The organism is Syntrophales bacterium (assembly GCA_023229765.1).
Lineage (GTDB): Bacteria > Desulfobacterota > Syntrophia > Syntrophales > UBA5619 > DYTH01.
In genome coordinates this window covers 112,925-139,206 of sequence record JALNYO010000006.1, presented here as the reverse complement: position 1 = coordinate 139,206, position 26,282 = coordinate 112,925, and the positions used below count along the sequence as shown (strand labels likewise).

The 26,282-nt window shown below is 52.5% G+C and carries 29 protein-coding genes; 5 read left to right on the top strand and 24 right to left on the bottom strand.

Annotated elements, in window-relative coordinates; genetic code table 11:
- Positions 1–216: 216 nt before the first annotated feature.
- Positions 217–1,218 (top strand): IS110 family transposase, encoded by a 1,002-nt coding sequence (locus M0P74_05410; protein MCK9363020.1) that lies wholly within the window; start codon positions 217–219, stop codon positions 1,216–1,218.
- A 146-nt stretch (positions 1,219–1,364) separates the two neighbouring features.
- Here the strand turns inward: M0P74_05410 and M0P74_05405 are convergent, their stop codons facing one another.
- The 24 genes from M0P74_05405 to M0P74_05290 all read right to left on the bottom strand — a co-directional run bounded on the left by M0P74_05405 (position 1,365) and on the right by M0P74_05290 (position 21,969).
- Complete coding sequence (locus M0P74_05405; protein MCK9363019.1) at positions 1,365–1,832, bottom strand: DUF262 domain-containing protein; 468 nt, start codon at positions 1,830–1,832, stop codon at positions 1,365–1,367.
- 497 nt (positions 1,833–2,329) lie between these two features.
- Positions 2,330–3,094 (bottom strand): ParB/RepB/Spo0J family partition protein, encoded by a 765-nt coding sequence (locus M0P74_05400; protein ID MCK9363018.1) that lies wholly within the window; start codon positions 3,092–3,094, stop codon positions 2,330–2,332.
- Between the two features lie 129 nt (positions 3,095–3,223).
- A complete protein-coding gene (locus M0P74_05395) occupies positions 3,224–4,558 on the bottom strand; it encodes a putative DNA binding domain-containing protein (protein ID MCK9363017.1) in 1,335 nt (444 codons plus the stop codon).
- Positions 4,559–4,677: 119 nt separating this feature from the next.
- Complete coding sequence (locus M0P74_05390) at positions 4,678–5,196, bottom strand: DUF2726 domain-containing protein (GenBank protein MCK9363016.1); 519 nt, start codon at positions 5,194–5,196, stop codon at positions 4,678–4,680.
- A gap of 375 nt (positions 5,197–5,571) precedes the next feature.
- A complete protein-coding gene (locus M0P74_05385) occupies positions 5,572–5,769 on the bottom strand; it encodes a hypothetical protein (protein MCK9363015.1) in 198 nt (65 codons plus the stop codon).
- The gene (locus tag M0P74_05380) at positions 5,766–6,308 is read right to left on the bottom strand and encodes a zeta toxin family protein (GenBank protein ID MCK9363014.1); all 543 of its coding nucleotides are present in this window, start codon (positions 6,306–6,308) and stop codon (positions 5,766–5,768) included. Before M0P74_05380 ends, M0P74_05385 begins: the two co-directional genes overlap by 4 nt.
- 115 nt (positions 6,309–6,423) lie before the next feature.
- A complete protein-coding gene (locus tag M0P74_05375; protein ID MCK9363013.1) occupies positions 6,424–6,681 on the bottom strand; it encodes a DUF2442 domain-containing protein in 258 nt (85 codons plus the stop codon).
- Between the two features lie 75 nt (positions 6,682–6,756).
- On the bottom strand, positions 6,757–6,978 hold the full coding sequence (locus M0P74_05370; protein ID MCK9363012.1) for a hypothetical protein: 222 nt from the start codon (positions 6,976–6,978) through the stop codon (positions 6,757–6,759).
- A 312-nt stretch (positions 6,979–7,290) separates the two neighbouring features.
- Positions 7,291–7,743 (bottom strand): hypothetical protein, encoded by a 453-nt coding sequence (locus tag M0P74_05365; protein ID MCK9363011.1) that lies wholly within the window; start codon positions 7,741–7,743, stop codon positions 7,291–7,293.
- Positions 7,744–7,912: 169 nt separating this feature from the next.
- Positions 7,913–8,653 carry a ParB/RepB/Spo0J family partition protein gene (locus M0P74_05360; GenBank protein MCK9363010.1) on the bottom strand — a complete coding sequence of 247 codons (741 nt, stop codon included), beginning with the start codon at positions 8,651–8,653 and terminating at the stop codon, positions 7,913–7,915.
- A 73-nt stretch (positions 8,654–8,726) separates the two neighbouring features.
- Positions 8,727–9,164: a DUF3842 family protein gene (locus M0P74_05355; GenBank protein MCK9363009.1), complete on the bottom strand. Its 438-nt coding sequence runs from the start codon at positions 9,162–9,164 to the stop codon at positions 8,727–8,729.
- 195 nt (positions 9,165–9,359) lie between these two features.
- Complete coding sequence (locus tag M0P74_05350; GenBank protein MCK9363008.1) at positions 9,360–9,593, bottom strand: CooT family nickel-binding protein; 234 nt, start codon at positions 9,591–9,593, stop codon at positions 9,360–9,362.
- Between the two features lie 27 nt (positions 9,594–9,620).
- Positions 9,621–10,400 carry an AAA family ATPase gene (locus tag M0P74_05345; protein ID MCK9363007.1) on the bottom strand — a complete coding sequence of 260 codons (780 nt, stop codon included), beginning with the start codon at positions 10,398–10,400 and terminating at the stop codon, positions 9,621–9,623.
- Positions 10,401–10,449: 49 nt separating this feature from the next.
- A complete protein-coding gene (locus M0P74_05340) occupies positions 10,450–10,593 on the bottom strand; it encodes a hypothetical protein (protein ID MCK9363006.1) in 144 nt (47 codons plus the stop codon).
- Positions 10,594–10,815: 222 nt separating this feature from the next.
- Positions 10,816–11,523, bottom strand: a complete 708-nt coding sequence (locus M0P74_05335; protein MCK9363005.1) for a Crp/Fnr family transcriptional regulator — start codon at positions 11,521–11,523, stop codon at positions 10,816–10,818.
- Between the two features lie 147 nt (positions 11,524–11,670).
- Positions 11,671–12,273 carry a thioredoxin-dependent peroxiredoxin gene (gene prxU, locus M0P74_05330; protein MCK9363004.1) on the bottom strand — a complete coding sequence of 201 codons (603 nt, stop codon included), beginning with the start codon at positions 12,271–12,273 and terminating at the stop codon, positions 11,671–11,673.
- Between the two features lie 116 nt (positions 12,274–12,389).
- The gene (locus M0P74_05325) at positions 12,390–13,613 is read right to left on the bottom strand and encodes an FprA family A-type flavoprotein (GenBank protein MCK9363003.1); all 1,224 of its coding nucleotides are present in this window, start codon (positions 13,611–13,613) and stop codon (positions 12,390–12,392) included.
- A gap of 96 nt (positions 13,614–13,709) precedes the next feature.
- Complete coding sequence (locus M0P74_05320) at positions 13,710–14,057, bottom strand: cytoplasmic protein (GenBank protein ID MCK9363002.1); 348 nt, start codon at positions 14,055–14,057, stop codon at positions 13,710–13,712.
- Between the two features lie 66 nt (positions 14,058–14,123).
- Complete coding sequence (locus M0P74_05315) at positions 14,124–15,653, bottom strand: hydroxylamine oxidase (protein ID MCK9363001.1); 1,530 nt, start codon at positions 15,651–15,653, stop codon at positions 14,124–14,126.
- 189 nt (positions 15,654–15,842) lie between these two features.
- Positions 15,843–16,991: a glutamate 5-kinase gene (gene proB / locus M0P74_05310; GenBank protein ID MCK9363000.1), complete on the bottom strand. Its 1,149-nt coding sequence runs from the start codon at positions 16,989–16,991 to the stop codon at positions 15,843–15,845.
- 70 nt (positions 16,992–17,061) lie between these two features.
- Positions 17,062–18,099, bottom strand: coding sequence for a GTPase ObgE (gene obgE / locus M0P74_05305; protein ID MCK9362999.1), 1,038 nt, complete (start codon positions 18,097–18,099; stop codon positions 17,062–17,064).
- Positions 18,100–18,734: 635 nt separating this feature from the next.
- Positions 18,735–18,992, bottom strand: a complete 258-nt coding sequence (gene rpmA, locus M0P74_05300) for a 50S ribosomal protein L27 (protein MCK9362998.1) — start codon at positions 18,990–18,992, stop codon at positions 18,735–18,737.
- Between the two features lie 12 nt (positions 18,993–19,004).
- On the bottom strand, positions 19,005–19,316 hold the full coding sequence (gene rplU / locus M0P74_05295; protein ID MCK9362997.1) for a 50S ribosomal protein L21: 312 nt from the start codon (positions 19,314–19,316) through the stop codon (positions 19,005–19,007).
- A 100-nt stretch (positions 19,317–19,416) separates the two neighbouring features.
- Complete coding sequence (locus M0P74_05290; protein MCK9362996.1) at positions 19,417–21,969, bottom strand: TIGR03960 family B12-binding radical SAM protein; 2,553 nt, start codon at positions 21,967–21,969, stop codon at positions 19,417–19,419.
- Positions 21,970–22,273: 304 nt separating this feature from the next.
- Here M0P74_05290 and hpt point away from each other — a divergent pair, with 304 nt between their 5' ends.
- The 4 genes from hpt to M0P74_05270 are packed head-to-tail and all read left to right on the top strand — an operon-like array spanning position 22,274 to position 26,227.
- Positions 22,274–22,801 carry a hypoxanthine phosphoribosyltransferase gene (hpt, locus tag M0P74_05285; GenBank protein ID MCK9362995.1) on the top strand — a complete coding sequence of 176 codons (528 nt, stop codon included), beginning with the start codon at positions 22,274–22,276 and terminating at the stop codon, positions 22,799–22,801.
- Between the two features lie 48 nt (positions 22,802–22,849).
- Positions 22,850–23,866, top strand: coding sequence for a zinc-ribbon domain-containing protein (locus tag M0P74_05280; GenBank protein MCK9362994.1), 1,017 nt, complete (start codon positions 22,850–22,852; stop codon positions 23,864–23,866).
- Between the two features lie 56 nt (positions 23,867–23,922).
- Positions 23,923–24,900, top strand: a complete 978-nt coding sequence (locus M0P74_05275) for a D-glycerate dehydrogenase (GenBank protein MCK9362993.1) — start codon at positions 23,923–23,925, stop codon at positions 24,898–24,900.
- Entirely contained in the window at positions 24,893–26,227 is a 1,335-nt protein-coding gene (locus tag M0P74_05270; protein MCK9362992.1) for an amidase, read from the top strand. Before M0P74_05275 ends, M0P74_05270 begins: the two co-directional genes overlap by 8 nt.
- The last annotated feature ends 55 nt before the right edge of the window (positions 26,228–26,282 follow it).

The window sequence follows — 26,282 nt, the reverse complement described above, 5'->3', positions numbered from 1 at the left end:
ACTACCCTGGGACGCCGGGGTAAAATGGGAGGAGAGAATCTGTGTTTCACCTGATGCCAGAGAGCATGATTTGTAGAGTAGATCCTCCTCCCACTGCTTTGTTCATAACTCGTACGGTATCATAAACCTTCCCATATGGGAATGAGTTTGCACTTGCAAGGTTGATTAGAACGAAGCTTTTTATCGAGGGTTATATTTTTTGAGGGAGGTATTTCTATGTCAGTAGCGGTTCTTGGGATAGATATTGCGAAACAGAAGTTCGATGCCGCACTTCTTGTAGAGGGGAAGACAAAACATAAAACCTGCAAGAATTCGGCGGAAGGTTTTGAGATGTTGAGGCTCTGGCTTGAGAAACAGGGCGTTCAAGGGCTCCATGCCTGTATGGAAGCCACGGGCAACTATGGAGAGGAGCTGGCAATCTATCTTCATGAGGCCGGCCACATGGTTAGCGTTGTCAACCCTGCCAGGATCAAAGGATTCGCTCAGAGCGAATTGCTGCGCACCAAGACAGATAAACTTGATGCCGCCTTGATTGCCCGGTTCTGTTTGGCTATGAAACCAGGTGCATGGATTCCGCCTTCACCGGAGATCAGATCCCTGAGAGCTTTGGTCAGGCGGGTAGATAGCCTGATCGACATGCGAAGCCAAGAGAAAAATCGGATCGGCACGGCACATGAATCTGTCTCTCTTTTGATCAAAGAACATATCGCTTATTTGGATCAAGAGATTGAAAAGATCAGAAAACAAATTGCCGATCTGATAGGACAAGATCCAACTCTTAAACGGAAAAAGGATTTGCTGGATTCTATTCCTGCTCTTGGGAAGGTAACCATTCCTCACATCCTGGCAGAATTAGATGATCTGGAAAAATTTAACCATGTTCGTGAGCTGGTGGCATTCATCGGTCTCGCACCGAAGGAAACGCTCTCAGGATCATCTATTAAAGGCAAACCCAGGATATGTAAGATCGGACATGCTCGGCTCAGGAAAGCCCTGTACATGCCGGCGTTGGTGTCGATTCAATGCAATCCAGTGATGATTGCCTTTTATAACCGACTTAAAGACAAAGGCAAAAATGGGAAAGTGATTGTCTGCGCGATTATGCGGAAACTGGTTCACGTTATCTTTGGTGTCCTGAAATCCGGGAAAGAGTATGATCCCAACTTTCAACCAATTATGGTGGACAAAATTGTAAGGACAGTTTTTTCGATAAGTTAAGAAACACTTCGGGGCGGATTTTTTTTATTTTTGTGCCCATACCCCGTGAGCGAAGGGTTATCCATAGCCAAGTCCCACCCGCCCGCGGCCCTTTCGCGGAGCATGGCGGGCGGGTGGGACTTGGCTGTGGGTAACCCGGTCGAAAGCTACAGAAGCAAGCAACACGCTCTTTGAAAACAGACTTCCACCGGCGTTTGATAAATTTCCCGCTTGACAAGAACGGTATCTACAATTGAACTTTTAAGTGAGTCGCTAAGATAGTCAGCCAATTTATGTTTGATGCTTAAATGATAAAGCCCTATTGAAATTAAAGTTAATGTTGTCAATCTTTGTTGTCCATCTACGATATACTTTCTTCCTTTAATTAGATTTGTCATAAAGGTGTTGAGGTAATACCATTCAAGTTTGTCGGTGCTCTCTTGATTAATCTCTTGGTTAGGCTTATATTTTTCCAAATCAAAACGGTAAAATATGTCTTTGAGTAAAGAAGAAACGGGTTTGTAATCTTTATCACCCTCGTCTGTCCATTTGTATTCTCGTTGATAAAAGTCAACATCGTATTGAACGTTGTTGAAAATCTGACTGATTTTTCTGCCGTAAGGGTTTAGTCCCATAATTTTACCCCTCAAATATTATTTTTCATATCTAACAATAATTAGATTGATCCGTATAACACACCGAATTTTGGTTTCCTGTCCGCGTGACACGTCATCAGAGCGATTACCAAAAACGCGATAAGCTCTTTATATTCATTTTGTTGCGCCCTATATCGTGGTTTATCACGGTATCTTATGCGGATCGGCATAATACAACCTCCTCAATTGGCTCAAAGCCCGTCCATCTGATTGCGAACACCCGCCGATTGGGTACATGGTCACATAACTACGGCGCGCTTCATATGTCAATGATTTTACAAACTCCTTGTAATCCGGAGCACATCACTTATTTCCTGTCCGGCAGAACATCAAGCATCCTGTTCATCCAATACCCCGGCGGCGGCCCCGGGTTTTAAAATCAATGCCGGTGCACCGGCATTCGAAAGGCTACGATATTATTATCGAATACGCGACGCTCCAAAAGTTTTGCCCTCTGAAAAAGGAGGGGAAAACCGTCAAGCCAGCACAGGGCTCGGCGAGAGAAAACTGTCGATTTTATCTCTCAGTTCGACGAGGGTAACATGAAAGCTTTCCCGCTCTTCGTCCGTCCAGGCGGTCGTGTCGATATTATCGATTTTCGTCACTGTTTTTTGCACAATCTCTATGGCGGCAACGGGATCGTTCGGGTCTCTCTTCTGACGGCTTCCCTTTACCTGGTTCTGTTTGTCAATGTAGGCATTGTAGGCCGTTATCATGGCGCGTTCCTGCGTCTTGCGGGCGATCGTGATCAGCGTGGTGCGGGAAATCGTCCGCTCCCCACGGCATTTGTCCCGGATCTCCATGGGCAGCCTGTTGAGGGTTAGGATGTCGCTTACGGTCTGGCGCGCCTTGCCGATGACTCCTGCAAGCTGCTCGTCGGTGTATTTTTTCTCGTCCTTGAGACGCTGGAGGGCCTCCGCCTCTTCGACGATGGTGAGATCCTGGCGCTGCAGATTCTCGATCAGGGCGATCTCGGCATAGTCCCCCGTAACGCAGATGGCGGGTATAACCAGCAAGCCCGCCTGCTGGGCCGCCTGAAAGCGGCGCTCTCCGGCGACAATATAGACCCAGCCCTGATCTGCCTCGCGAAAAAGCAGTGGCTGGAGAATGCCGAATTTCGCAATGGATGCGGCAAGCTCCGCGAGGGCGTCGGGGTCGACAACCTTCCGGGGTTGGGCGGTGTCCAGTTTGAAGTCCGCGATGGAGATTTGGTAGAGATTACCCTTTTCGTATGCAGCCATTTATTTTTCCTCCGTTTTTTTGATTAGTCTCCGCGTGGAAGGAAGAGTTTGTTAGTTGTTGATGTCATATGCCTCCATAGGTCTAACGCCATCGTTGACCAGCCAAAACCACTGCGGGAATGACAAAGCCTAATCGCCATTTGCCTCCCAGTGGCCACCTTTCTTGGGGCCAACACGTTTGAGCTTACCACCCTGCTTGAGTTTGGCAAGCTGCATCTCAACAGCCCTTGAAGACAATCCCAGCTTGCCTGCAATCTGGCGCGCCGTAGTCTTCGTGTCCGACCGGATGATCGCCAGGATTTTATCCGAAGTTTCTTCCGAAGTTTCTTCCGAAGGTGTGCCGATTATTTCGGAGATACCTTTTTCCAGACCCTTCCTCCAGAACCTCGCTACAAAGAGCGCCGTGCCCACTTCCTCGAACTCGGTGGCAGGTTCCCGCTCCAGAATCATCTTGATGCCGCGGCCCCATTTCTCGATCCGGTGGCTGCGTTGAAAAAGGTCCGCCAAAAGTTCGTTCCGCCTGACGGAGACCATCTTATTCCGGATGTCCGAAACAGTCAGTCCTCCATAAAGCAGCCCGGGGCTGCGGATTTCCAGCCGATCCTTGAAGATGGCGATATTCACCGAATCGTACTCGCGATAATCCCGGTGACAGAAGGCATTGATAATCGCCTCCCGAAAGGCTTCCGGATCGATCTCGGGAACATCCACGCGCAACAAGCCGTTCAGCCGCATGCCGATGTTGATATGCTCCAGGATGTACTCTTCCGCCTTTTGGATCAGGGTGAACACATCGCCGGTAAAATCTTTCATGTCCAGCGTGACCGTCGTGTCGACGGCGCCGAACGTGGCACATCGTAACCTGGCGTTGGGAAGGAACTTCTCCGGCTTCCTGGCAAAGCAGAGGACGGCCGCATTCAGCAGTTTGCCGTCCCTGATCAAGCCCAGTTTTTCGAGGGCATTGGGGATGGTGTCGTATTTGAGGCCGCACGCCTTCAGGAAGCTTTTCAGTTTGCCGCTGCTGATATCGTCAAGGACCGCCCGATCGCAGAGCTCCGTATCCCATCGGAGATGATCGCGGTTCTTTTGCAGGATCAAGCCTTCCAGGCCCTTGGCGCTCAACTGCCGGTCTTCATCGCCAACCCGGACATAGGCCCTGCCGTAAGCAAAGTAGGGGGCGTCTTTCCCCTCCACGAGCACCCAGATGCAGGGCTTCTCGTCAACCATGACCTGCTCGACCGTCGGATAGACTTTGGGATCGATGTGATCGCCAATCGCCCGTGAGACTTCCCGCAGGCTGGCTTCCGAGATGCTCTGGCCGACGGCCGTACCGTCATTCTTAATCCCGAACCAGAGTTCTCCTCGCTGATGTTTGTTCAACATCGCCGCCAGGGAGATAATCCCCGCTTTCAACTCACCGGTTGATTTCTTCAGTTCGATATTTTCAGATTCGATCAGCCGCATTTCTTGCCTTCGTAATCATATGGCAGAGTAACGCTACCATATTCTCAATTCACGGGTGGTACACTTTTCATGACCATTTCTGGTACGCTGTTGCATGACCGGTTGATTCGACGGTCTTTTCATGTCTTACTCAATGCCTCCGCTTCAGAGAGCACTCCGCGGACGTCTTGCACCGAATACCCTCTTTTTGCGATGAAGTGGAATACGGGGATACCAGCGGCCTGAAGGACTTTGTTGACGAGCTCGTCTCGAACCTGTCTTTTCGACTGGCGGTGAGTCTCATCGTCAAGCTCTACCACAAACTCCACCATCAATGTTGCCGGGTCACAGGCCACGATATCAAGATGCTTGCTTTGGATTCGGTTGAAGGCTTTTTGCCACGCGCTTCTGCTCATTCCGGTTTTTACCTTCACGACATCGGCAAGCCTGACTTTACCCATAAACCGGTATCGGCCATTGACGGCCTGCTCAAGCACACCCAGGAAAGAACGTTCTGCAGGAGAGAAGAGAGCCGGTTCCTTTTCGTACGGGTAGCCCTGCGGTTCCCGCTTACCTTTCTTGAGAAGAACCTTGAACAAGGCAGCGATGATTACAAATACGACGATGATACCAACTAATGGTAAAAGGCTATGAAACATCTGATGTCACTTTTCTCCTTGTGTCGAACGCTATGGCTCTGCGGCGGCGGTCAGTCGTCCGCAGAAGCCGCTGGTTAGGCCTGTTCGTCGAGCTGTTTGAGCGACTTGCCACCCTCCGTTTTTCACGCGGTAAGTCCGTTTGCGCTTCCGCCGTGTATGACAGCCGCCGCCGCAGACGGACTAGAAAACTCCGCATCCCTGGTGAAGACCAAGAAGCCGTAAGCGTGCCATCGGCGATGAGTTGTTTGCGCTGGGCTACGGCGTAGGGATAGATCTCGGCTATGCGTAGGCTTTTCGCGTCTCCGCGTGGAAGGAAAAGTTTGATAGTTGCTGATGTCATATGCGCTCCATAGGCCTACGTTTGGCAATCTTTTCCTATGCCTTTACAAGCCTCTCGTGATCCGGCCGTTCTTCCATGATCTTGCCATCCTGTAGCACGATGACACCGATGCCTGCCTGCTGGGCCTGCTGCCTGGCCTTCAAGGCCGCGCGCTTTAATGCAATTTCCGCATTGATGAAATCAGGATCGCGTTTTTTTTCACCTGCGGTGGAATCCGGTTTTTTCGAACTCATTTCATGCCTCCCTCTTCGACCAGTATCGACGTTCTCGATGAATTATCATAAAGCGCCCATTCATCTACAATCGGTTTGTATATTTCTTCAAAATTGCGGAGGCCTGACACGAATCTACGGCGAATCGTCTCTTCCGGAACATTATGGCCACCCGCCTTCACCCTCTGACATACCCGAGCGATGGCCAATTCGGGTGAGGCAAGGCGCAAAAAGAAAAGTTTTACAATAAATCCTTGCTCCCGCCACACCGATATGTGTCTCGCATAGACCCGACCGCTCAACGTTGTTTCAAATGCAAAACTGTCTCGATGTCGAACATGTTCAAAGATTTCCAATAACATCAACCGCCCGGCCTTAATCGTGACGCGATCCGGGTCAAAGGGAGCAAACCCGGCGGCAATCAAATCCGCGTTGACAAAAATGGGACAGTCGGCCTCGTTGGGTAGAAACTCTTCGGCAAAAGTCGTTTTCCCTGCGCCGTTTGGCCCGGCAATGATGATAATTCTGCGTTTCTCCTTCTTGTTCATCTCACCCTTCATTCGTCACAATTTCCTGCATCTTATCTGTTATCTTTGCACTCCATTATAGAGTACATTTACACAATTACCATCCGACAAAGAGCTGTGGGTTCACATTCAATAGCCATATACCCGATTAGGCGGATTTTCTTTGCATCTCTCTTGAGTGGACAATTCCCCGTAGCCCGTCAATCGCTATATCTTCGTCAAGCAGAGGCCAGTGGATGCCGTATCCGGAAGGAGAAACCTCGAATGTATTCCGTTCGGCTTCAGATGCCTTATCAAGTATGGGTGATATGTCTTTTATTTTGAATTTCTTCTCGTCTCCATCAATGGTCAAAGTCATATATTCGCCACTTAAACGAAGATTTTTAATTGTTGCCTTCATTGGCATAGAAAAAAAGCCTCCACCCTATTATCAGTAATATTGTCGGCATCGTTCCCCTTTACAATCAATCATGATCGAAGCCTATCCCAACAACCCCGGAAAATCAAATACGTTTCCACCTCGTTCTGGCGAACGAGACAGAAGAATGGTCTTGACCGGCCGCTGCCCGCCTTTCCCGATCTCGATCATTTCGGTGACGTCAACGAAATGATCCTCGATGCGATGCCCTCTGTTGAAACAAGACAACTTGGCCTTCTCGACAACCCCCTCAAAATTGCGATAATCGGGATTCGAAGGTGTCATGTCTCATAACTCATTGCCTATTAACCTTAAACCGGGTAGTACGTGCTGCACCGATTTTCCGAACCAATCCGAGATCCGCAAAGTGCTTGAGATGGTTCAGTGCCGTGCGGTTGGGAACCTGCATTGCAGCGCTGTACGCACCGGCAGTGGCTGTCTCCCGATTGACTATCCATTCCCATCCCAAACGTAGGGTCCGGCAGGAACATGCCGGGTTCTCCAGGACAATCCCTGAGAACACTCAATCAGTGCAACATCGTGTCGCACGCTAACGAAGAAATCAGCCAGTGCGTAGCGATCGCTGGATTGACTTTGTTATGCATCTCCGTTTTCTTCAAGGTGCTTTACGTCAACGAGATCTTTGTCTCGTCCAGTTGATTTTTTATTTTTTATAAGGTTTTCTTTAGAAATAAATGGAAGATTTAATCCTTCGATGACAATTGTTGTTCTGGAAGGATAAGCGTTGTTAAAATCAACGCCATCAATATGGGTTATTAGGTCTATTCTCCGGGGGGCAACACCGATTTGAAAGATTATACCTTTTTGAATAAAAGTTATTTCTGTTAATTCTGATGTCGGCGAGCCGAAAGAGATAAGGGAGGATAATATTTTTTTAGAATTTTCGGGGCTTGCTTCAACCCATATATCAAAATAACCGGTTGCTCTCGGGTATCCATACGCGGCAAGGGCATACGCACCGACAATGAGAAATTTTACATCATTGTCTAATAAGCTTTGTAACATGTCTTTGTAGTCTTCGTTCAGCATCTCTATCACCTTTAAATGACCACAGTTCGGATGTCAAATCCCAAACAAAAGAAATTCTTTCCTGAAAAGAGGCATTAACAAAGCAGTCGTCTTGTTTGGTTTGTTGTTTTAATATGGTTTTGGTTCTATCTAATTTCATACGACTTTATACCATATTTAAATTCATTTGTCAGCATGCATAACAATAATTAGGTTGATCCGTATAACACACCGAATTTTGGGTTCCTGTCCGGCAGAGCATCAAACACCCTGCCCATCCAACACCCCGGCAGCGCCGGGGTCGTTCGGGTCTTTCTTCTGACGGGGGGCTTCCCTTTACCTGGTTCTGGTTGTCCATGTAGGCGTTGTAGGCCGTTATCATGGCGCGTTCCTGCTTCTTCCGTGAGATATCGATGAGCGTCCGACGGGAAATCTGACGATCCCCCCGGCACTTGTCCCGGATATCCAAGGGGAGCCTGTTCAGGTTGAGGATGTCGCTTACGGTCTGGCGCGCCTTGCCGATGACGCCGGAAAGTTGCTCGTCGGTGTACTTTTTCTCGTCCTTGAGACGTTGGAGGGCCTCTGCCTCTTCGACGATGGTGAGATCCTGACGCTGCAAGTTCTCGATCAGGGCGATCTCGGCGTAGTCCCCCGTAACGCAGATGGCGGGGATAACCAGCAAACCCGCCTGCTGGGCCGCCTGAAAGCGGCGCTCTCCGGCGACAATATATACCCAGCCCTGTTCCGCCTCGCGAAAAAGCAGCGGCTGGAGAATGCCGAACTTCGCAATGGATACGGCAAGCTCCGCGAGGGCGTCGGGGTCGACAACCTTCCGGGGTTGGGCGGGGTCCAGTTTGAAGTCCGTGATGGGAATTTGGTAGAGGTTACCTTTTTGGTGAGTCGTCGCAGGCGCCGGGTTCATGGTTACCATAAGAGAGCCTCCGTTCGTTCGATGGATTTTTGCCCTTTGCTTTTTATTCCTTTGCAAAATTCGAGATGTGATTCTATATCTCGTCTTGCGTGTTAACTGCCGCGAACACTTTTGTATGTTCTATCAGCGCCTGCATCAGGCGCGGCAGCGGTTCTCTATTTATTCCCACAATCTCTATTTTTTCCCGGAAGAGCGGCAACAGCACTTTTAATGCCCCGCTTGAGGTAACTGCCGCGGCCATTTTGGATGTCACTTCGCCCATCATCGCGTTTGCCCAGGTTATCGCGACAGGACCCACAATGCACTCGGCCTGTTTAACCGAACGACAAACGGCGTTTTCACCGGAAGCCCCCCGGTTGGCGCCTGCCTTGATCATCTGAGCCGTGGCGATTGCGTTAGTCCCGAGGGCGATCAGTTCGACCGAGTCTCCATATGCTTCCCGCAAATACTTGATCAGGGTGGCCCCGATTCCTCCCCCCTGACCGTCGATCACATAGATAGATTTCGTCAAGCGTTTCTCTCCTTTTTTAATTTTAAGAAAGAGGCAATTGCAACACCATTTGTCATTCCCGAAAGCGAAGCTTAATGTTCATAATATGGTTTTTCAAGCAGTTAGAACCAGATCCCCGCTCAGAATCGTTGCGGGAATGACAAAAATGGGGAGTTTTGCAATTACCTCGAAAGCTTAGGATTTTCGAAATCAGGACTATTTTTCAAGCTGGGACGGGTAAGAGTCGCCCTCAATTACGGTCGCCTGGTTCTGTTCGAGAAATATTTTCGAAGAAAAGAAATCAACCTCTATGATTTTCCCCTGCACTGCCTTGCGTTCCCCGAAAAGCGTCTCTATCTCCAGATTGTCGCCATCCGCTTTAAGGTGCGCGATATCCTTCATGATAAGTGGACCATTTTCGTTGTTAAAGTAGGCCGACGCCAAACACATTTTAAAGTACCTCCTTTTCAAAAATCATTAGCTGGAATGTTTTCCCTCTGTCTTTGTGAGGATGAAGTCCATTATCCCTTTGATTTCGTTGGCTGCCGCCCCTTGTTTCGGAACACGACCATCCACGCTGGCCATGAAAATCTCCTGATCAAGATACACGCATCCGATAACCTTGATGCCCCTTTTGGCGAGTTCTGCTTCGAGCCTTTGCCTGATTTCTTCATTGGGGATTTTATTCAGCACCGCCCAGGTATTTTTTATGCCGCTTCCCTGGGACATGCCATGAATCTTTGTTGCCATCTCCATTGATTCCAGAGGCGGTTCGACAACGATCAGCACATTATCGATGCTCGTTTCCACCCCGCGGCCGAAATGCTCGACCCCGGCCTCCATATCGACGATCACCATCTCGCCGTCCTTGACGGAGATCTTCTTCAGGAATTCACGACTTAAGACCCCCATCGGGCAGGCGCAGCCTTCCAGCGACTGCATGATTTTCCCGATGCTGACCAGCATTATGTGGTCATGCTGCAGTAAATACCCGGCGGGAATGTCGTCAACCGGGATTTTATCGCCGGCAAAGATGTCGAGTTTCTTCATATTCTGTTTCAAGCTCGACTTGCCGCCAACAAGCTCCATAAGCGGGACGGGCGGCTCATCAAAACCCAACATCCTGTAAAGACCAGAATTTGATTCGTCGGAATCTACTATCAGAACCCGACTGCCCCTGTTTCTTGCTTCATTCGCCAATAGCGTTACAATCGTGCTTTTACCGCTGCCACCCTTGGCGCATACAGATATTTTCATTTATTTTTTTTCTCTCCTTCTGAATAAGGTATTTTGCCTTCAAAAAACGCTACTTCTCTTCCTTTGCTTTTTTTAATTCTTCTTCCAGGTCTTCAAGTTCCTGCCACATCGAAGGTCGCACCGAATGAGCCGGCCAGCGCGCCTTCAAATCGGCAATCTTTTCCTCTATCTCTTTTACCTTCTCGGCGTTCATAAGCTTTCTCCGGGAAACATTTGTAAAATGCCCTTGAACAACACAGGCAGAATATAGCTGCGGGTTTTAATTTATTTCACTGTCCCGCACCTCTTTAATACCCGCAATCGTCTGCTGAAGCTATAGATTGCAACCCGTTATGTCAAGAATATTTTCATTGCGGGGAGCCCAGCAAAGAGCGACAAGCCGCGACCACTCGCCTGACAGGCGAGGGAATGGTTCTTAACCTGCATTTTCCGAGAACAGTACCAGGGCGTGAGGATTGGCGATGATGATCTGCTCCCTTTTGGATTTGACCCACCCTTTCTTTTCCCACGCGCTCAGTGTCCGACTGACTGTATAGAGGGTTGTGCCGGTGTAATCCGCCAATTCCTGGCGGCTGATCGGAAAATCTATCAGTATTTCGTCGCCTGACCTTTTCCCGGACTGTTTCATGAGCCTGAGCAGGGAGCGCGCTATGCGCTGCTCGACCTGTTCAGCGTGCAGCTCCAGATAGCGGCTCTGCAGGTCTTCGAGGCGGTCGAGGGAATTGCGTATCATGTTCAGGGCAACTGGCGGGTATGTGGCCATAAAATCAAGCATCGTCTGCTTGTCCCAGCCAACAACCTGGGTTGCGCCTACCGCCTCCGCGGAGACGGGGTACTCCCGTCCCTCTAAAACCGTAATCATCGCCGTTAATTCTCCTGGGCCGATATAGCGGATCAAGACTTCCTTACCGAGTTCATGGAGCTTGCCAAGCTTGAGACGTCCCGTTAAAACAAGGAAAGATCTTGTTGCGGGATCGCCCTGACGAAACAGAACTGTTCCAGATTGCAGTTGTTGCAGCTTGCCTTGTCTGACAATTTCATCAACCTGTTTTTTCGGCATGCCGAGTAAAAAATCTGAGCTACTGACAGTGAAGCTTAATGTTTTCAAGTCGGCTTTTTCCATGTAGGCAAGACTTCCCGTTTATAAAATTAGATATTGCGGCAAATCAGCGTAGGCATCGCGGATGTTTCCAGTCTCCTTCATTCCTATTTACCTTCCCCTTCTCCGTTCCGTTGCGGGGAAAAGGGGAAGGGTGAAAGAGAGGATTTGTTAGAAGGCGTTTTCAACCTTCCATATTTCCCAGACGTGACCTGCCCTGGAAAGAGCCTGAGTTTCGGGGGGCAGGGTTGGTTTGCCGGGCTGCCAGCCGGAGGGCATAAGTTCGCCGGTTTTCTGGTGATGCTGGAACGCCTTGAGCTGGCGGAGAACTTCGACAACATTTCTGCCGACAGGGGGGGTGAGGACCTCCATTGCCTGTAGAACTCCCTCCGGATCGATCAGGAAGCGGCCGCGAACATCGACTCCACCCTCCTCATCATAAACACCGTACATGGCGCCTATCTTGCCTCCGGAATCAGCGATCATCGGAAAGGGGATGCCACTTTTAACCATCTTGGACAGTTCGACTTCCTGCCATACCTTGTGGGAAAAGTTGCTGTCCACGCTGGCCGCGAGAACCTCAACCTTCAGTTTTTTGAATTCAGGATATTTCTCTGCGACCGCAGAGATTTCGGTTGGTCATACACACGTGAAATCTGCTGGATAGAAACAGATCATAACCCACTTGCCGCGATAATCGGAAAGTTTGATCTGTTTCGCCCCTCCCTTGTGAAATGCTTTTGCCGTAAAATCAGGCGCCGGTTTGCCTACCATTACACCCATAGTCATCCTCCTTTGAGTTGTAGTCAAAGTTTTAACCTGCAAGAAACGGCCACAAGAAAATCCCTTCTTTGTTAAGGCACTCCCTTTCCCGGATGAATGAAAAATATCTATTTCCCGAATTCGGTTTTTATTTTCGCCGCCAGTTCCCTGCTGCTGGCCGCCGCGAGGCTCAGCGTCTCCTCGGTCGGCGCTCCCTGCCATTCCACGGGATTCATGAAATCCCATTTGAGTTTCTCTGTCAGCGTCTCCAGCTCGCGCTGAGCGCCGCCCGACCAGCCGAAGGAACCGAAGCGCAGCACTTTTTTATTCATCACCTTCTTGCGGGCAAACATATCGAGCACCCAGGCCATCGGGGGAAACATCCTGTACTCGTAGGTAGGCATTCCGATTATAAGGCCTGCCGATTTCCACGCCGAGGCTAGGATGAAACCGATGTCATCCTTCGGCGTACGGTAAACATGGACGGGGATTCCCTCGCTGCGGGCGCCCTGGATCATCGCGGCGACGACTTTTTCGGTGTTTCCGTACATGCTCGACCAGATAACCGTTATCTCCGGTTCGGCCGGACCGTTCATATAGCGCGCTAAGCGTGAATAGGCGTCGATGATCGCCCCGGGATTCTCCCGCCAGACAATGCCGTGGGAAGGCGCGATGATCTTGATGTCGAGATTTTTGAGGAGGCTGATCGCCTTTTCGACAAAGGTCGAGAAGCTGGCGACGATGTTGGCATAGTAGCGCAGGGCTTCCTGCATGAAAAAATCGTATTGCTCAGAGGAAAGCTGGTCGTCGAAGATCGTCTCGGTAATGGCGCCGTAGGAACCAAACGCGTCGCAGGAAAAAAGTATTCCCGAACTTTGCTCGAAGGTCACCATCGTTTCGGGCCAGTGCAGATTCGGCGCCTCGTAAAAAGCCAGGCTCTTCCCTCCTCCGAGATCGAGAATGTCCCCGGTTTTGACGATATGAACATTATTTTCAATCCCCGTAAACGCCTTCAGGACGGAAGCCCCTTTGGCGGTGATGTAAAATTCCACATCCGGGTTTCTTCTGTAAAATTCCGGAAGCCAGCTGGTGTGGTCAGGCTCCATATGGTTTATAATCAGGCAATCTATATCTTCCGGCTTCAGCAAGAGCGAGGCCAGCGCCTGTTCGTACTCGGCAGGTTTTTCCCCGATATCCTCAACCAGATCGATCAACGCGGTTTTATCCCCGCGCACGACGTATGAATTTATCGAGATTCCATCCGGAATTGGCCACATCCCTTCAAAGAGCAGATCCCCACCCAGGTTTACCCCCAAGCGGTAGATGCCTTCCGTTATTTTTGTGCCCTTCATAATCATCCTCCAACTTGATATTGTTAGTATTTTGGTTAACTGACGGTTGCCGCTCAGGCTCTTCGCCCTAAAGTTTATAGCCTATCCTTTGAGCAGTTACATGACAACTATTTCCTGGCCGGCGGCGATATATTTGGACATGGCCGGATGACCGGACATCTCGCCGGCGATCGGAAGCCCCTCTTTTTCAACAGCTTCAAGAACCCCCATCTTTATCGAACACGCCCGACATACCGCATCGATCAGCCCCTTTTCTTTGACCTTTGCGTACGGCGAATGGAGGAAATGCGGCGATTCAGCCATAATGGGAATCAGCGTTGTCGCTTCCCCCTCGAAAACGATCCTTCCGCCCAGCCCCTTTTCGTGAAGATCGAGCGCGTTTAAAAGGACATGCATAAAGCAGAGCGGATTATTCTTAAATGCAAATATTGTGATCTGTTTCATCGTGTCTTAACATCGTCAGTTTTGATTCAGTTTCCCCGCCACCCCGGCAATGCTGAGGCGAGGCATCTATTTTTTTGTAGTTCTACCATTTTTTTCGTTTTTCTGCGCTGCCTCGAGAAAAAACAGCCAGTCTGCCATCTGCTGGATGTTCTTTGACATATACCAGCGGCCGTCCGCGAAGACCCCGTAATCCGCCCCGCCCATCGCCGAGGCAAAACGGGTCGAGTTGGCGTAGAAAAGCCACTGTTCAACCCACATCCGCTCTATGGCCTCGTTGAAGATGCTGTCCTTCTTGTCAAGTCCTTTGGCGAGTCCCTTTTTCCAGGCGGCGAGAATGATGTCGGTGGCGGTCCTGGTCATCTGGTTGGTGGTCTCGACTGAATTTTCCAGACGGGCAAAGTGGCCGTCCACCCAGGAAGTTGCATGGCACTGAAGGCATATCGCCTGCATGGAGGCACGCCTCTTGCCCTGCTCTTTTTTATCGATCAGATAACCGGCAGCCGTTTCTCCGGTAAGTTCCGTGGGGAGGGGAAGCCCCGCCCTGTTTTTGATGATTGTGGTATCGGGGGATTGGGGATGGGGGTGGGCGTAGGGCAGACCGAACAGCCGCCAGGCGCTTCGGTCGTTCATCTGGTGGCTCCGTTTGGCGACAACATCGCCGGCTTCGTTGACAAGAAGGCTTGCGTGGCAGGTCGCGCAGGTCGGCGCGGTAAAGTCCCTTCCGACCGTCCAGGGCACGGCGCTGAAGTTCCATTTGTCGCCGGCCGATTCATAAAGATTGCCGTGTTTGCTGACCTGGTAAACCTTGTAAGCTGGCACGTCGGGTCCTTTATGGCACTCCGAGCAGGTCGCAGGCTTACGGGCCATCTCGATGGAAAAGGCGTGACGGGTGTGACAGGCTGTGCAGGCGCCCTTCGAGCCGTCCGGGTTTATCCGCCCGACGCCGCCGCTCGGCCATCCGGAAAGAACCGGGAATGTCATCTCGCCCATTGAGGTTTCACGAATCTTGCTGCCCGTAACCTCGACCTTCGTCCCGTGGCAGTGGATGCAGGAATCCTCTTCGGTAAGTTTATCAACTGTGGTAAGCCGGGCGCGGACGCCGTCGAATTTCTGCAGGCAGTTGGCCGCATCCATCATGCTCTTATAAACGGGATTTTGCAAAAGGTTTCCATGCGCCTGGGACATGATATTATGGCCGTATTCCGCTACCTCCTCGGGGTGGCAGGTTGCGCAATCCCTGGGACTGACTACAATATGCACCTTGACCCCGTTATGGTCAAATGTGTCTTTGTGAGCATCGGAATTCAGCGTGTGGCACTCGGCACAACCGACGGCCGTCGCTTCCAGCCCCGGGGGTGGGTTTTTAAAGGAGACTCTCCTCTCCAGAAGTGGTTTCTTTATTGCCTCTGCCGGGGATACAGTCGCATGAAGGCTCTTTCTCCAATCGGCGACCATTCCCGGATTAATAGTCTCGTGACAGTCTATGCAGGCTTGGGTCGCTGCGCTGATAACGGCTGCTCCGGACGTCGCGGTAAAGCCCAATATGGAGGCAACCCCCAACAGCGTTCCTAAAAAAACGGCTATTTCCTTCTTCATGTCCCCCTCCTGAACAACTATGTCGTTGGTCTTCAAGAAGATGTTTAGAAAGTCAGTTAGTTATGCTATCGGAGCAGGGCTCCTGTTCCTGATGAAGTTCTTACGCAAGATATTCGCTGAAAACTCTATAAGCTAACTGCAGATTATAAAAAAAGGCTTCTCGTGTCAATGGAACATTTCGGCTTTATTTCAGCCCTTTGCCTTGCCGCTCTGATGCACAATCACGGCAAGATTGTCGCGATGGATTGCCTCGTCGTAGTCCTTGTAGCCAAGCGCCTGCTCGATTTGCGAGCTCTTCAGACCAATGATTTTTCGCATATCTTCGGAGCTGTAGTTGACAAGCCCCTTGGCGATGGCGTTCCCCGCCAAATCAACGCAACTGACCGGATCTCCTACCGCAAAATCCCCCTCGATATGCGTTATGCCTGAAGGCAAAAGACTTTTTCCGTCCTGCACTAACGCCGTTTTGGCCCCTTCGTCCACGGACAGGCGACCACGGGAGCGCAGGGTGAAGGCAATCCAGTATTTTCGGCTGTTCAGATGAGCCGCTGAGGGCAGGAAAAGGGTGCCAATCTCCTTGCCTTCCAAAATCTCCTGCAGGACGCCTTTCCGCTTGCCGGGGGCGATAATGTAAGGGGTGCCGATGGCAATAACCTTTTTCGCGGCCAGAACCTTGCTTTTCATGCCGCCAATCCCCGCACTGGTGCCTTCATCGCTCGCGGCATCTTCTATGGCATCGGTGATTTCGGTCACCAGGGCGATCAACTTCGCCTTTTTGGAGCTGCTGGGATTCTGATCGTACAGTCCGTTTGTACTGGTCAGATTGACGACAAGATGCGCTTCGACGATATTGGCGACCATCGCGGCCAGATTGTCGTTATCTCCAAACTTTATCTCTTCGACCGCAACTGTGTCATTCTCGTTGATGATGGGGATTACCCCCCAGTCCAGCAATTGAAACAGGGTATTGCGGATGTTGAGAAACCGTTTGCGGTCGGTGATGTCGCTCATTGTCAGCAGCACCTGGCCGACGAAAAGCCCGTGCTTGCCGAACGCGTTGGAATATACCCGCATCAGTCTTCCCTGACCTACCGCCGCCGCGGCCTGTTTCTGAGGCAGGCTTTTAAGTTTTCCTGGGATTCCCAATCGGTGTTTGCCGCAGGCAATAGCCCCGGAACTGACAAAAATTACCTGGAATCCCTGCTCGCGCAAGGCAGCAATGTCGGAAACCAGTTGCTCGATTACTTCAAGGTCGATGCCGTCCTCGCCGGTCAGGACGGCGCTGCCGACCTTGACGATAATTCTTTTGACATTCCCAAGCTGTTCTTTGCGTGTCATAATTTACCGCTCCTCAAAGAGGTTTTTCTCCTCTTGCCTGTCCATCCCGAACGGAATGGGAGCAAAGGCGCTATTGATCAACGATGTCCTGTGATTCGCCTGTTTTTTCTCCCCGTGAAATCAGCAAGACCATCTCGCGGATTAACTCCGGAACGCCTTTTCCCGTTACCGCCGAAAAGGGAAATAACTTTATGCCTTTTTCGGCGAAGATGTCAAATTCCTTTTTTAAGCGCTCTTCGGTTATGGGAAGATCGATCTTGCCGATGGCAACGATCTGGGGTTTGGTGAGCATCTCCGGGCTGAAAAATTCGAGTTCCCTGTTGATCAGTTCATAATCATGCCAGGCGCCGCGGCTCTCTTCGGGCGATATATCGATTATATGCAACAAAACCGAGGTGCGCTCGACATGACGCAGAAACCTTATGCCCATGCCCTGTCCCGTATGGGCGCCCTCTATCAGTCCCGGAATGTCGGCGACCACGAACGATTCATGTTCGCCGAACTGGACAACGCCAAGATTGGGAATCAGCGTTGTAAAAGGGTAGTCGGCGATTTTGGGCCGGGCCGCGGATATTCTGGAAATAAGTGTGGATTTTCCGACATTGGGAAGTCCGACAATGCCGACGTCGGCAAGAAGCTTCAGCTCCAGGGTGATCCAGCGCTCCTCCCCCTCTATCCCCGGCTGGGCGAAGCGCGGCGTCTGCCGGGTGGCGGTGGCAAATCTCGCGTTTCCCCGACCTCCCATGCCCCCTTTGGCGACTATGCAGACGGCGCCGTCAACAGTCAGGTCGGCAAGCAGCTCGCCGGTTTCCGCCTCCCGGATTACCGTACCCACGGGAACAAGGATCTCCACGTTCTCCGAGTTCTTGCCCGTGCGCTTGCTTCCTTCGCCGTGTCCCCCGTGCTTCGCCACGTAGTGCTGGCGAAACTTGAGATCAAGCAGCGTGCGTCTGCTCATGGAGGCCCGGATGCTTACATCTCCTCCATGTCCTCCGTCGCCGCCGTCCGGTCCGCCGTGGGGGACATACTTTTCCCGTCGGAAACTGACGCAGCCTCGCCCTCCGTCGCCGGCCTTGACATAAATTTTCGCTTCATCAATAAATTTCATCTTAAAATACAACCTCGAGGTAATTGCAAAACGTTTCGTCATGCCCGAATGCTCTTGTCGGGCATCCATGATTTTAGAGAGTTACAAACTGGATTCCCGCCCAGAAGCGTCGCGGGAATGACAGAAATGGAGTTTTGCCATTGCCTCCCTCGTATAATTTAATTAACTCAAAAGCTGCCGCCCCCGCTACTGGCGAGGGATATCGAAACGGGCATTTTCTCCTGAAAACATGATCGTAAACAATTGATCTAAATAAATTTTTCATGATACTGGAAAACACTCTGCATCCAGCGCTCAATTTTGGAGAGGACAAGCACACGCCACACTGTTTTTTTGAGGCTTATCCAAAGGGGCAGGAACGTAAAAGCGGGAAGCGAGTCTATTGCTGCCGGTGTTCTAATAAATAAAACCGCAACGAAGAGGAAGAGGGTCGGCATTGCGCATCCATAACCGGTTGCGCAAACTGGCGGAAAAAAAGAGCGGCAGGAGGTCGCCAAAGCTCCCCACCGGCCGCTATCGGAAAAATTATTCATGGGATAACGTTGGCTGACAAAATCCGCCTGGATGTCTAACCCCCGGTATTTGAGGGAGAGAGGCCAATGGCGCCGCTGGTGTCCGCAGAGCAGTCAACCGCATTACGCCTCAGCGTAAACGCTTATTTTCTGTCTCTTTTTATCGAGCCGTTCAAATTTCACGAAGCCGTCGATCAGGGAGTAAATGGTGTAGTCCTTGCCCAGCCCTACATTCTTCCCCTGATGGAATACAGTGCCCAATTGCCGCACGATAATGGTTCCGGCCGTTATCTTTTCGCCGCCGAACCTCTTTACGCCCCGCCGCTGGGAATTGCTGTCTCTTCCATTCCGGGAGCTCCCCTGTCCTTTTTTATGTGCCATAGCGTCTTCCCCCTAAATGGATATTTCCTTGATTTTCATGCTGGTCAGTTCCTGACGGTGACCAATCTTCTTGTGATAGCCCTTCCTTTTTTTCATCTTGAAGACGACTATCTTGTCACCCTTTGTCTGACAGACTATTTCGCCGGTCACCTTGGCGCCCTCAACAACGGGCCTGCCGATCCGGATATCATCGTCTTTGCCGACCATGAGAACCTGGTCAAAAACGACCGTATCCCCTTTTGCGCCATTTATCTTCTCAATGGCTACCACGTCTCCTTCAGAGACCCTTTGCTGCTTGCCGCCTGTTTTTATCACTGCATACATGGCTCATATCCCTCTAAAAAATTTTGAACGCCGATGATACCGAAAGGAAGGCACTTTTGTCAAGACAATTTATCAGCTTGTTGCGTGGGCAACAATTTTATCACCCCAGAAAAATTTTCCGATCGTCAGCTCCGGCAAAAACGGCCGCGCGCACGGCAGTTTTGACAATGCGAAATCGGTGGGATTCCTCGTCGGTGAAGCCGAACAGCGAGGTCAGAAGCTCCGCCGGACGGATTGTGCCCACTGCGCCGGCGTTCGCAGAAAGGTGAATAACCCCTGCGGCTCCGTCGAGCGTCATTGCCGCCACGAACGGGCGAATATCTTTGATGTTTTCTTTGGGGGAAGAGGCGCCGGCCTTGGGATCGTTTCCCCGGTTGACCAGAAAATGCTGCTCCGCCAGAAAGCGCTGCATCGCTTCCTCAATTTGCCCCAGGTTGCCTTTCTCAATTTTATCCGGCAAAACAATCGTATAATTAAATCCCGTCGTCAGTTTAGCAAGGGAATAGTCGTTGGGAAGCAGTTCCCGGATTGCCGTCACCCGCACACCCTCCGGAAGGCCGCCGTTGATCAGGGCCGGAAGCTCGGGAATTGCGATTTCGGGATCATGGATGCGGATGTCGGCGAGCTCGCAATGGCTTTCCATGCCGACCGACGTGGCCGCGGAAAACGAGATCAGCGGATGGGGATGAAAACCCTGGGAATAGGCGAAAAAGATACCCCCCATCATCATCGCCCGGCTGAGCGCGGACGAAAGTTCCAGGTGGGAAAGAAACCGCGCCGCGCCAAGTTTCGTAAAGCGCAGGCGAAAACTTCGCTCCCGCCCGGCAGAAAGCGGCGCTTTTGCGAAGGTGGAGATAAACTGACCGGCCGGAGCGTCCTTGGGGGCGGTAACGACCCTGATGGTCTTATGGTCGCAGACGCCGCAGTTGCTGCACGGGCCGGTGCGGCAGTCCGGCGTTGCCGTTTCTGTTTTGGCTTTTGCGGCTTCGGCAAGCAGGAATTCACGGCTTACACCGCAGTCGATAATTTCCCAGGGCAGTTTTTCGTCAAGAGAGCGTGCCCGCAGATAGGCAGCGGCGTCGATTCCTGTCCGGCGCAAGGCCTCCTGCCATAAATCAAAACGGAGTTTGTCGCCCCAGCCGTCGAACCGGCAGCCGAGGCGGTACGCCTGTTCGATCAGCGCCCCGGTTTCCGCTCCCGCGCGGGAAAAAATGCCTTCGAGCTGGCTCATCCGGGCATCGTGCCATTTGACGCTGATGCTGCGGTTTTTGAGACGCTGCTTGAAGAAATCCTGCCGTTCGTTTATTTCCTCGATCCCGATCTGGCGCTCCCACTGGAAAGGGGTGTGCGGTTTCGGGACAAAGGTTGAGAGGCTCACCGTAACCTGTCCCCGGTTTTTTGCCGTCCGCAGAACCTTGTGGGCAAGCTCGATGATGCCTTCGAGATCCTCCTTACGTTCCCCGGGAAGGCCCAGCATGAAGTAGAGTTTCACTCCTCGCCAGCCGGCAGCAAACACCCGCTCCGTCGTTGTCAGCAGCGCCTCCTCGGTGTTCCCCTTGTTGATGGCATCCCGCAGCCGCTGGGTGCCCGCTTCCGGGGCGAGGGTAAAGCTGGTCTTCCGGACCCGCCTGATATCCTCTATCAGCCGGGGGGTGATTGTCTCAGCGCGCAGCGAGGGCAGCGCCATCGCGATGCGCTGTGGATAATAACGGTCCATCAGCGTTGCCAGCAGCGATTCGATATGGGAATAGTCTCCGGAACTGAGCGAGAGCAGTGATATTTCGTTATGACCGGTCGCTTTCAGCATCCCTTCGGCCATTTCCTCGAGTACGAAGGGCGTTCTTTCCCGAACCGGACGCCATACCATTCCCGCCTGACAAAAGCGGCAGCCCCGCGTACAGCCCCGGGCGATCTCCAGGCTTATCCGGTCGTGAATGGTCTTCATCAGCGGCACGATTGGGGTAAGCGGTTCGCGCCATCTGCTGGGATCGGCGATTATCCGCATTTTTATCCGTTCGTTTTCCTGATGGACGGAAGGAACGTAGATTCCCGGGATGGTGGCCAGAGCCGCAAGCTGCTCCTCCCTGTTTCCGCCTCTACCTCGTACCTCCCGTACCGAAAGCGCTATTTCCGAGATGACCTCCTCTCCCTCGCCGATGACAAAAAGGTCGATAAAATCGGCAAGCGGGGCAGGGTTGAAGGCCGCGGGGCCGCCGGCGACTATCAGCGGGTGCTTGTCTCCCCGTTCTCCCCGCTTCAGGGGAATCCCTCCCAGATCGAGCATCATGAGGATATTCGTATAGGAAAGCTCGTACTGGAGGGAAAAGCCGACGATGTCGAAGGCGGAAAGCGGGCGGCGTGATTCCAGCGAGCAGAGGGGAAGTCCGTGCTGGCGGAGTTTCTCCTCCATGTCCGGCCAGGGGGCGTAACAGCGTTCGCAGAGGACATCCGGCATCCTGTTGAGAATCCCGTACAGTATCTGGAGCCCGAGATGCGACATCCCGATTTCGTAAACGTCCGGGAAGGCAAGGGCGAAACTGAGACGTCCTGCCGGATCCTTGCGGACGGCGTTCAATTCACCTCCCGTGTAGCGGCTCGGCTTTTCGACGGAAAGAAGGATATCGTCAAGATTAATTGCTGGAAAATTGGTCATTTACTTCCTTTTCTCGCAGAAAGTCTGCATAAAATCGGTTCGTTATTTTGGCTGCGTTCAGTAACATTTTAGCAATAGGACTGCAATCAGGTTTATTTTTTATGTTTTTTATTGACAGGCTTTACGGTGTCGTTTAGTGTCCCAAAATAGCTTTTTTGCGGGAGTGGGCGACCATTCTTCCGGCTTGGTTCCATCCTCTTGAGCAAACGCCATGTTAGGGGCAGGAAAAGCTAAGGTTGAAAAAGGACTATGGTGTCAGGCAAACACTGAAAAGCCGTGCGGCAGATGGCAATGGGGGGCTGTAGTGAAAGAATCGGCGACCGAGGTGCTCTTGCCGAAAGAGGAAATTATGGGCCGGGTAACAGAATTGGCGGCCGGCATAACCCGAGATTATCAGGGGAAGGATCTGCTTGTGGTTGGTGTTCTCAAAGGCGCCTTCATTTTTATGGCTGATCTGATCCGCATGATCCAGATTCCCAGTGCCGTTGATTTTGTCCGGATTGCGAGTTACGGAAGAAATCAGGTAAGTTCGGGGCGGATCGTGCTGGGCAAGGATGTCGAGACGTCGGTTACGGGACGCGATCTGCTGATCGTGGAGGACATATTGGATACGGGCTTCACCCTTTCTTCCCTTGTTGATATTATGAAGCAACGGCAGCCGGCGTCGCTGAAGGTCTGCGTCCTGCTCGACAAGCCGTCCCGGAGACGCTTGCCCTTTACGGCCGATTACGTCGGCTTTTCCATTCCTGATGAGTTTGTTGTCGGGTACGGGCTTGATTGTGACGAAAAATATCGTTATTTTCCTGAAGTACGCGTATTAAGGGGAAATTAAATAAGCGAAGCTTAATGTTTATAAATTGTCTGAATGTAAGGAGGGGCTATGATTATACAGTGCCCGAAGTGTGAAACCCAGTACAGATTTGATGATTCTTTGCTTGCGGGCGACGGCGCCTGGGTGCGCTGCAGCCGCTGCCAGAATGTTTTTTTCCAGCTGCAACCGGCCAACCACCGCTTGGGGGAGTCGGACGAGATCGCTTCGGTCAGAATCAGCGATGCCAAGCGGGCGCCCGATGATCGTTTTCCTCCGGGCAACGGAACCATGGGAAATGCAGATGAGAAAATCACGCAGGCAGCCCCGCTTGCCGAGCAGCCTTTAGCGGAAAGTGAGCCGGTGATCGATGTTAAAAGCGACCCCTTATCGGGCCTCCCTGATCACGATATAAAACCTGAGGATTTGTCACTCCTTGGTCAGGTGAATGAAACAGAGGAGGAGCTCCGGGAGAAGGTTGCCAAGCCGCAGCAACGACCCAAAAAGCGGCGACGCTGGGGAAGAATTATCCTTGCGCTGATTGCGCTCCTTTTATTCATCGCGATTGTCGCAGGCGCCGTTGTTTTGTTCGTTTCTCCTGAGATCAGAAGTGAAGCGCTGAAGGAGGCTGCTCCCTATCTCCAGGGTATTCCCGTTTTGGAAAACCTTGTTCCGGTGGAGAAGACGGACACAAAGGCGCCGTTTGAAGCCTTGCTGGTAAAGGATTTGCGCCAGCGCACCGTCACGAACATCATCACGGGCAGTCTCCATGTTATTGAGGGGATTGTCGTGAATCAGGCCGCCTATCCGGTTTCCGGAATAAAAGTGCGCCTGGTCGTTGCCGACCCCTATGATGTTGTCCTCGGGCAAAAGATAGTCTATTGCGGCAATACTCTGACGGACGAGGAACTGGGGGCAATGACGGAGGCGGAGATTCAGCGGGAGCTGTCTATTCCCCAGGGAAGCGACTTCTCCGGCGAGCGGGTTTTGCCGAACGGTGAAATCCCCTTCATGATTGTCTTCATGCAGGAGCAAACCGGGGCGCTCAAGACGTCCGTTACCATCGCGGGCGCAGAGCGAGCCTTATGATTTTCACGCGCTCCGCATAGATTTTCATCATGTTAGAGGGGAAAGAGGAAGGAAGCATGAAAAAAAAGATATTGATCACGCGGGAGGTATTTGCTGAGGCGCTGAATTTTCTGGCGGCTCATTTCGAGATTGAGGCCAATCAGGAAGACAGCGTGCTTACCGCCGAGGAATTGGCGAAGAGGCTTGCCGACAAGGACGGGGCCATGATCGCCCTGACCGAGCGGATCGACGGGGAGCTGCTGGAGCGCTGCCCCCACCTGAAGGCGGTATGCAATATCGCCGTCGGCTACAACAATATAGATCTTGCCGCCTGCAGCGCCCATGGCGTCATGGCCACTAACACCCCCGGCGTTCTGGACGATACAACCGCCGATTTCACCTGGACGCTGATCCTCGCCGCGGCCCGCCGGCTGACCGAAGCGGAGCGGTACCTCCGGGACGGTAAATGGGAAAAGTGGGAACTGAAGCAGTTGCTGGGTCTTGACATCCATCAGGCAACGCTGGGAATCATCGGCATGGGAAGAATCGGGCAGGCCGTGGCGCGCCGGGCGCTCGGATTCGACATGGAGGTGCTTTACCACAATCAAAACCGCGTTTCGCCGGAGCTCGAATCAGCCTGCCGGGCGCGCTATGTGCCAAAAGAGGAACTCCTGAGCCGTGCGGACATCGTTACCCTCCATGTGCCTTACAACCAGCAGACCCATCATCTGATCGGCGCGCAGGAGCTGTCGCGGATGAAAAAATCCGCTATTCTCATCAATGCTGCCCGGGGGGGGGTGGTTGATGACAAAGCCCTCATCGCGGCGCTGCGCTCGGGTGCAATCGCGGGCGCCGGGCTGGATGTCTTTGAGGGGGAACCGGCGCTGAATCCGGGATTCCGGGAGCTGACCAATGTGGTGCTTTCGCCCCATATCGCCAGTTCTTCTGAAAAGACCCGCCTGAGAATGGCGATGAAGGCTGCGGAAAATCTCGTCGCCGCCCTGACTGCCGGCAATCCCCCGGACCTGCTTAATCCGGAGGTCAAGCATGGATAGGCCGCTTTCTGCCTTAAGCCTGATTGACGCGGTTAAGGGAATTGCGGAAAAGCGTTTCACCTCCGAAGAATACACGCGGGCGCTGCTTGCGAGGATTAGCCTGGATGATGAAGAAATCCGCGCCTGGGCATGGTTTGAGCCAGAGGCGGCCCTGCGGGCCGCCCGCCTTTCCGATCGCCGCCTCAAGGAGGGGGAGGCGCCCGGCCCGCTGCAGGGGATACCCGTCGGGGTGAAGGATATCTACGCCACCGCCGGCGTGCCGACGGAAATGGGTTCTCCGGCATTTGCCGGCAATATTCCTGAAAAATCGGCCCGTGTGGTAGAACGACTCCAGGAGCAGGGCGCCTTTGTAATGGGAAAGACCGTTACCGCGGAATGCGCCTTTTATGCGCCCGGCAAGACTCGCAACCCCTGGAACATACTCCATACGCCGGGCGGCTCTTCCAGCGGCTCGGCAGCGGCGGTTGCAGCCGGTTTTGTCCCCGCCGCCATAGGAACGCAGACCAACGGCTCCGTCATCCGCCCCGCCGCTTTTTGCGGGATAGTGGGGTTCAAGCCGACCCAGGGGGTTATCCCGGTAGAGGGGGCTCTGACATTCAGCCACACGCTGGATCAGCCGGGCGTCTTTACCCGCAGCGTCGCAGATGCCGCCTGGTTTGCGGCTTCACTGTCCGCCGAAAATGCGCACATCTCCCCCGCCATCGTCAAACGCGGCGCCTCACCGTTTTTGGCGGCCATAAAAACCCCAGTCTGGGAACAGGCCGATGAACACGCCCGGCAAAATTTCCAAAACACAATCGCAAGATTGCGGACAGGCGGCGCCCGCGTTGAAGAGTGTGAACTGCCGGAGAGCTTCGAGCTTGCGCAAGGAACGATCCAGACGCTCATGGCGGCCGAAGCGGCCTTTAACATGGAGGAACTTGCGCTCAGCCATGCCCCGCTTTTGAGCGCAACCCTGCGGGACATCATTGCCAAAGGATCAAAGATCGGAGTGGTTGCCTATCAGCAGGCCCTTTCCCAACGCCTTCGCCTCCGGGACGAACTGAGGCTTTTTCTTGCCCGGTTCGACGCCATCATCACCCCGCCCGCAACAGGCGAGGCGCCGGCCACCCTTGCCCAGACGGGCAACCCTGCCTTCTGCTCCATCTGGAGCCTCTGCGGCGTTCCGGCCGTCACCATCCCGACGGGCTTGGGCCCCCGGGGCCTGCCCCTGGGTTTGCAGATTGTCGGCGCCGCAGGGAATGACGATCTTGTCTTGTCCACGGCCCTTTGGTGCGAAGAGCGGCTGCCCTTTCCCGTCTGGACCCCGTTCCACGCAAGAGGTTAAGCAAGGTCATAATCTTTAGACCACCGCAAAATCCAGTGCGGCTTTGCGGAACTGC

Bases quoted from the DNA above. Each gene is read 5' to 3' on its own strand.
- M0P74_05410 (MCK9363020.1), top strand. From the start codon at position 217: ATGTCAGTAGCGGTTCTTGGGATAGATATTGCGAAACAGAAGTTCGAT.
- M0P74_05405 (MCK9363019.1), bottom strand. From the start codon at position 1,832: ATGGGACTAAACCCTTACGGCAGAAAAATCAGTCAGATTTTCAACAAC.
- M0P74_05400 (MCK9363018.1), bottom strand. From the start codon at position 3,094: ATGGCTGCATACGAAAAGGGTAATCTCTACCAAATCTCCATCGCGGAC.
- M0P74_05395 (MCK9363017.1), bottom strand. From the start codon at position 4,558: ATGCGGCTGATCGAATCTGAAAATATCGAACTGAAGAAATCAACCGGT.
- M0P74_05390 (MCK9363016.1), bottom strand. From the start codon at position 5,196: ATGTTTCATAGCCTTTTACCATTAGTTGGTATCATCGTCGTATTTGTA.
- M0P74_05385 (MCK9363015.1), bottom strand. From the start codon at position 5,769: ATGAGTTCGAAAAAACCGGATTCCACCGCAGGTGAAAAAAAACGCGAT.
- M0P74_05380 (MCK9363014.1), bottom strand. From the start codon at position 6,308: ATGAAGGGTGAGATGAACAAGAAGGAGAAACGCAGAATTATCATCATT.
- M0P74_05375 (MCK9363013.1), bottom strand. From the start codon at position 6,681: ATGCCAATGAAGGCAACAATTAAAAATCTTCGTTTAAGTGGCGAATAT.
- M0P74_05370 (MCK9363012.1), bottom strand. From the start codon at position 6,978: ATGACACCTTCGAATCCCGATTATCGCAATTTTGAGGGGGTTGTCGAG.
- M0P74_05365 (MCK9363011.1), bottom strand. From the start codon at position 7,743: ATGCTGAACGAAGACTACAAAGACATGTTACAAAGCTTATTAGACAAT.
- M0P74_05360 (MCK9363010.1), bottom strand. From the start codon at position 8,653: ATGGTAACCATGAACCCGGCGCCTGCGACGACTCACCAAAAAGGTAAC.
- M0P74_05350 (MCK9363008.1), bottom strand. From the start codon at position 9,593: ATGTGTTTGGCGTCGGCCTACTTTAACAACGAAAATGGTCCACTTATC.
- M0P74_05345 (MCK9363007.1), bottom strand. From the start codon at position 10,400: ATGAAAATATCTGTATGCGCCAAGGGTGGCAGCGGTAAAAGCACGATT.
- M0P74_05340 (MCK9363006.1), bottom strand. From the start codon at position 10,593: ATGAACGCCGAGAAGGTAAAAGAGATAGAGGAAAAGATTGCCGATTTG.
- M0P74_05335 (MCK9363005.1), bottom strand. From the start codon at position 11,523: ATGGAAAAAGCCGACTTGAAAACATTAAGCTTCACTGTCAGTAGCTCA.
- M0P74_05325 (MCK9363003.1), bottom strand. From the start codon at position 13,613: ATGAAGGGCACAAAAATAACGGAAGGCATCTACCGCTTGGGGGTAAAC.
- M0P74_05320 (MCK9363002.1), bottom strand. From the start codon at position 14,057: ATGAAACAGATCACAATATTTGCATTTAAGAATAATCCGCTCTGCTTT.
- M0P74_05315 (MCK9363001.1), bottom strand. From the start codon at position 15,653: ATGAAGAAGGAAATAGCCGTTTTTTTAGGAACGCTGTTGGGGGTTGCC.
- proB (MCK9363000.1), bottom strand. From the start codon at position 16,991: ATGACACGCAAAGAACAGCTTGGGAATGTCAAAAGAATTATCGTCAAG.
- obgE (MCK9362999.1), bottom strand. From the start codon at position 18,099: ATGAAATTTATTGATGAAGCGAAAATTTATGTCAAGGCCGGCGACGGA.
- rpmA (MCK9362998.1), bottom strand. From the start codon at position 18,992: ATGGCACATAAAAAAGGACAGGGGAGCTCCCGGAATGGAAGAGACAGC.
- rplU (MCK9362997.1), bottom strand. From the start codon at position 19,316: ATGTATGCAGTGATAAAAACAGGCGGCAAGCAGCAAAGGGTCTCTGAA.
- M0P74_05290 (MCK9362996.1), bottom strand. From the start codon at position 21,969: ATGACCAATTTTCCAGCAATTAATCTTGACGATATCCTTCTTTCCGTC.
- M0P74_05280 (MCK9362994.1), top strand. From the start codon at position 22,850: ATGATTATACAGTGCCCGAAGTGTGAAACCCAGTACAGATTTGATGAT.
- M0P74_05275 (MCK9362993.1), top strand. From the start codon at position 23,923: ATGAAAAAAAAGATATTGATCACGCGGGAGGTATTTGCTGAGGCGCTG.
- M0P74_05270 (MCK9362992.1), top strand. From the start codon at position 24,893: ATGGATAGGCCGCTTTCTGCCTTAAGCCTGATTGACGCGGTTAAGGGA.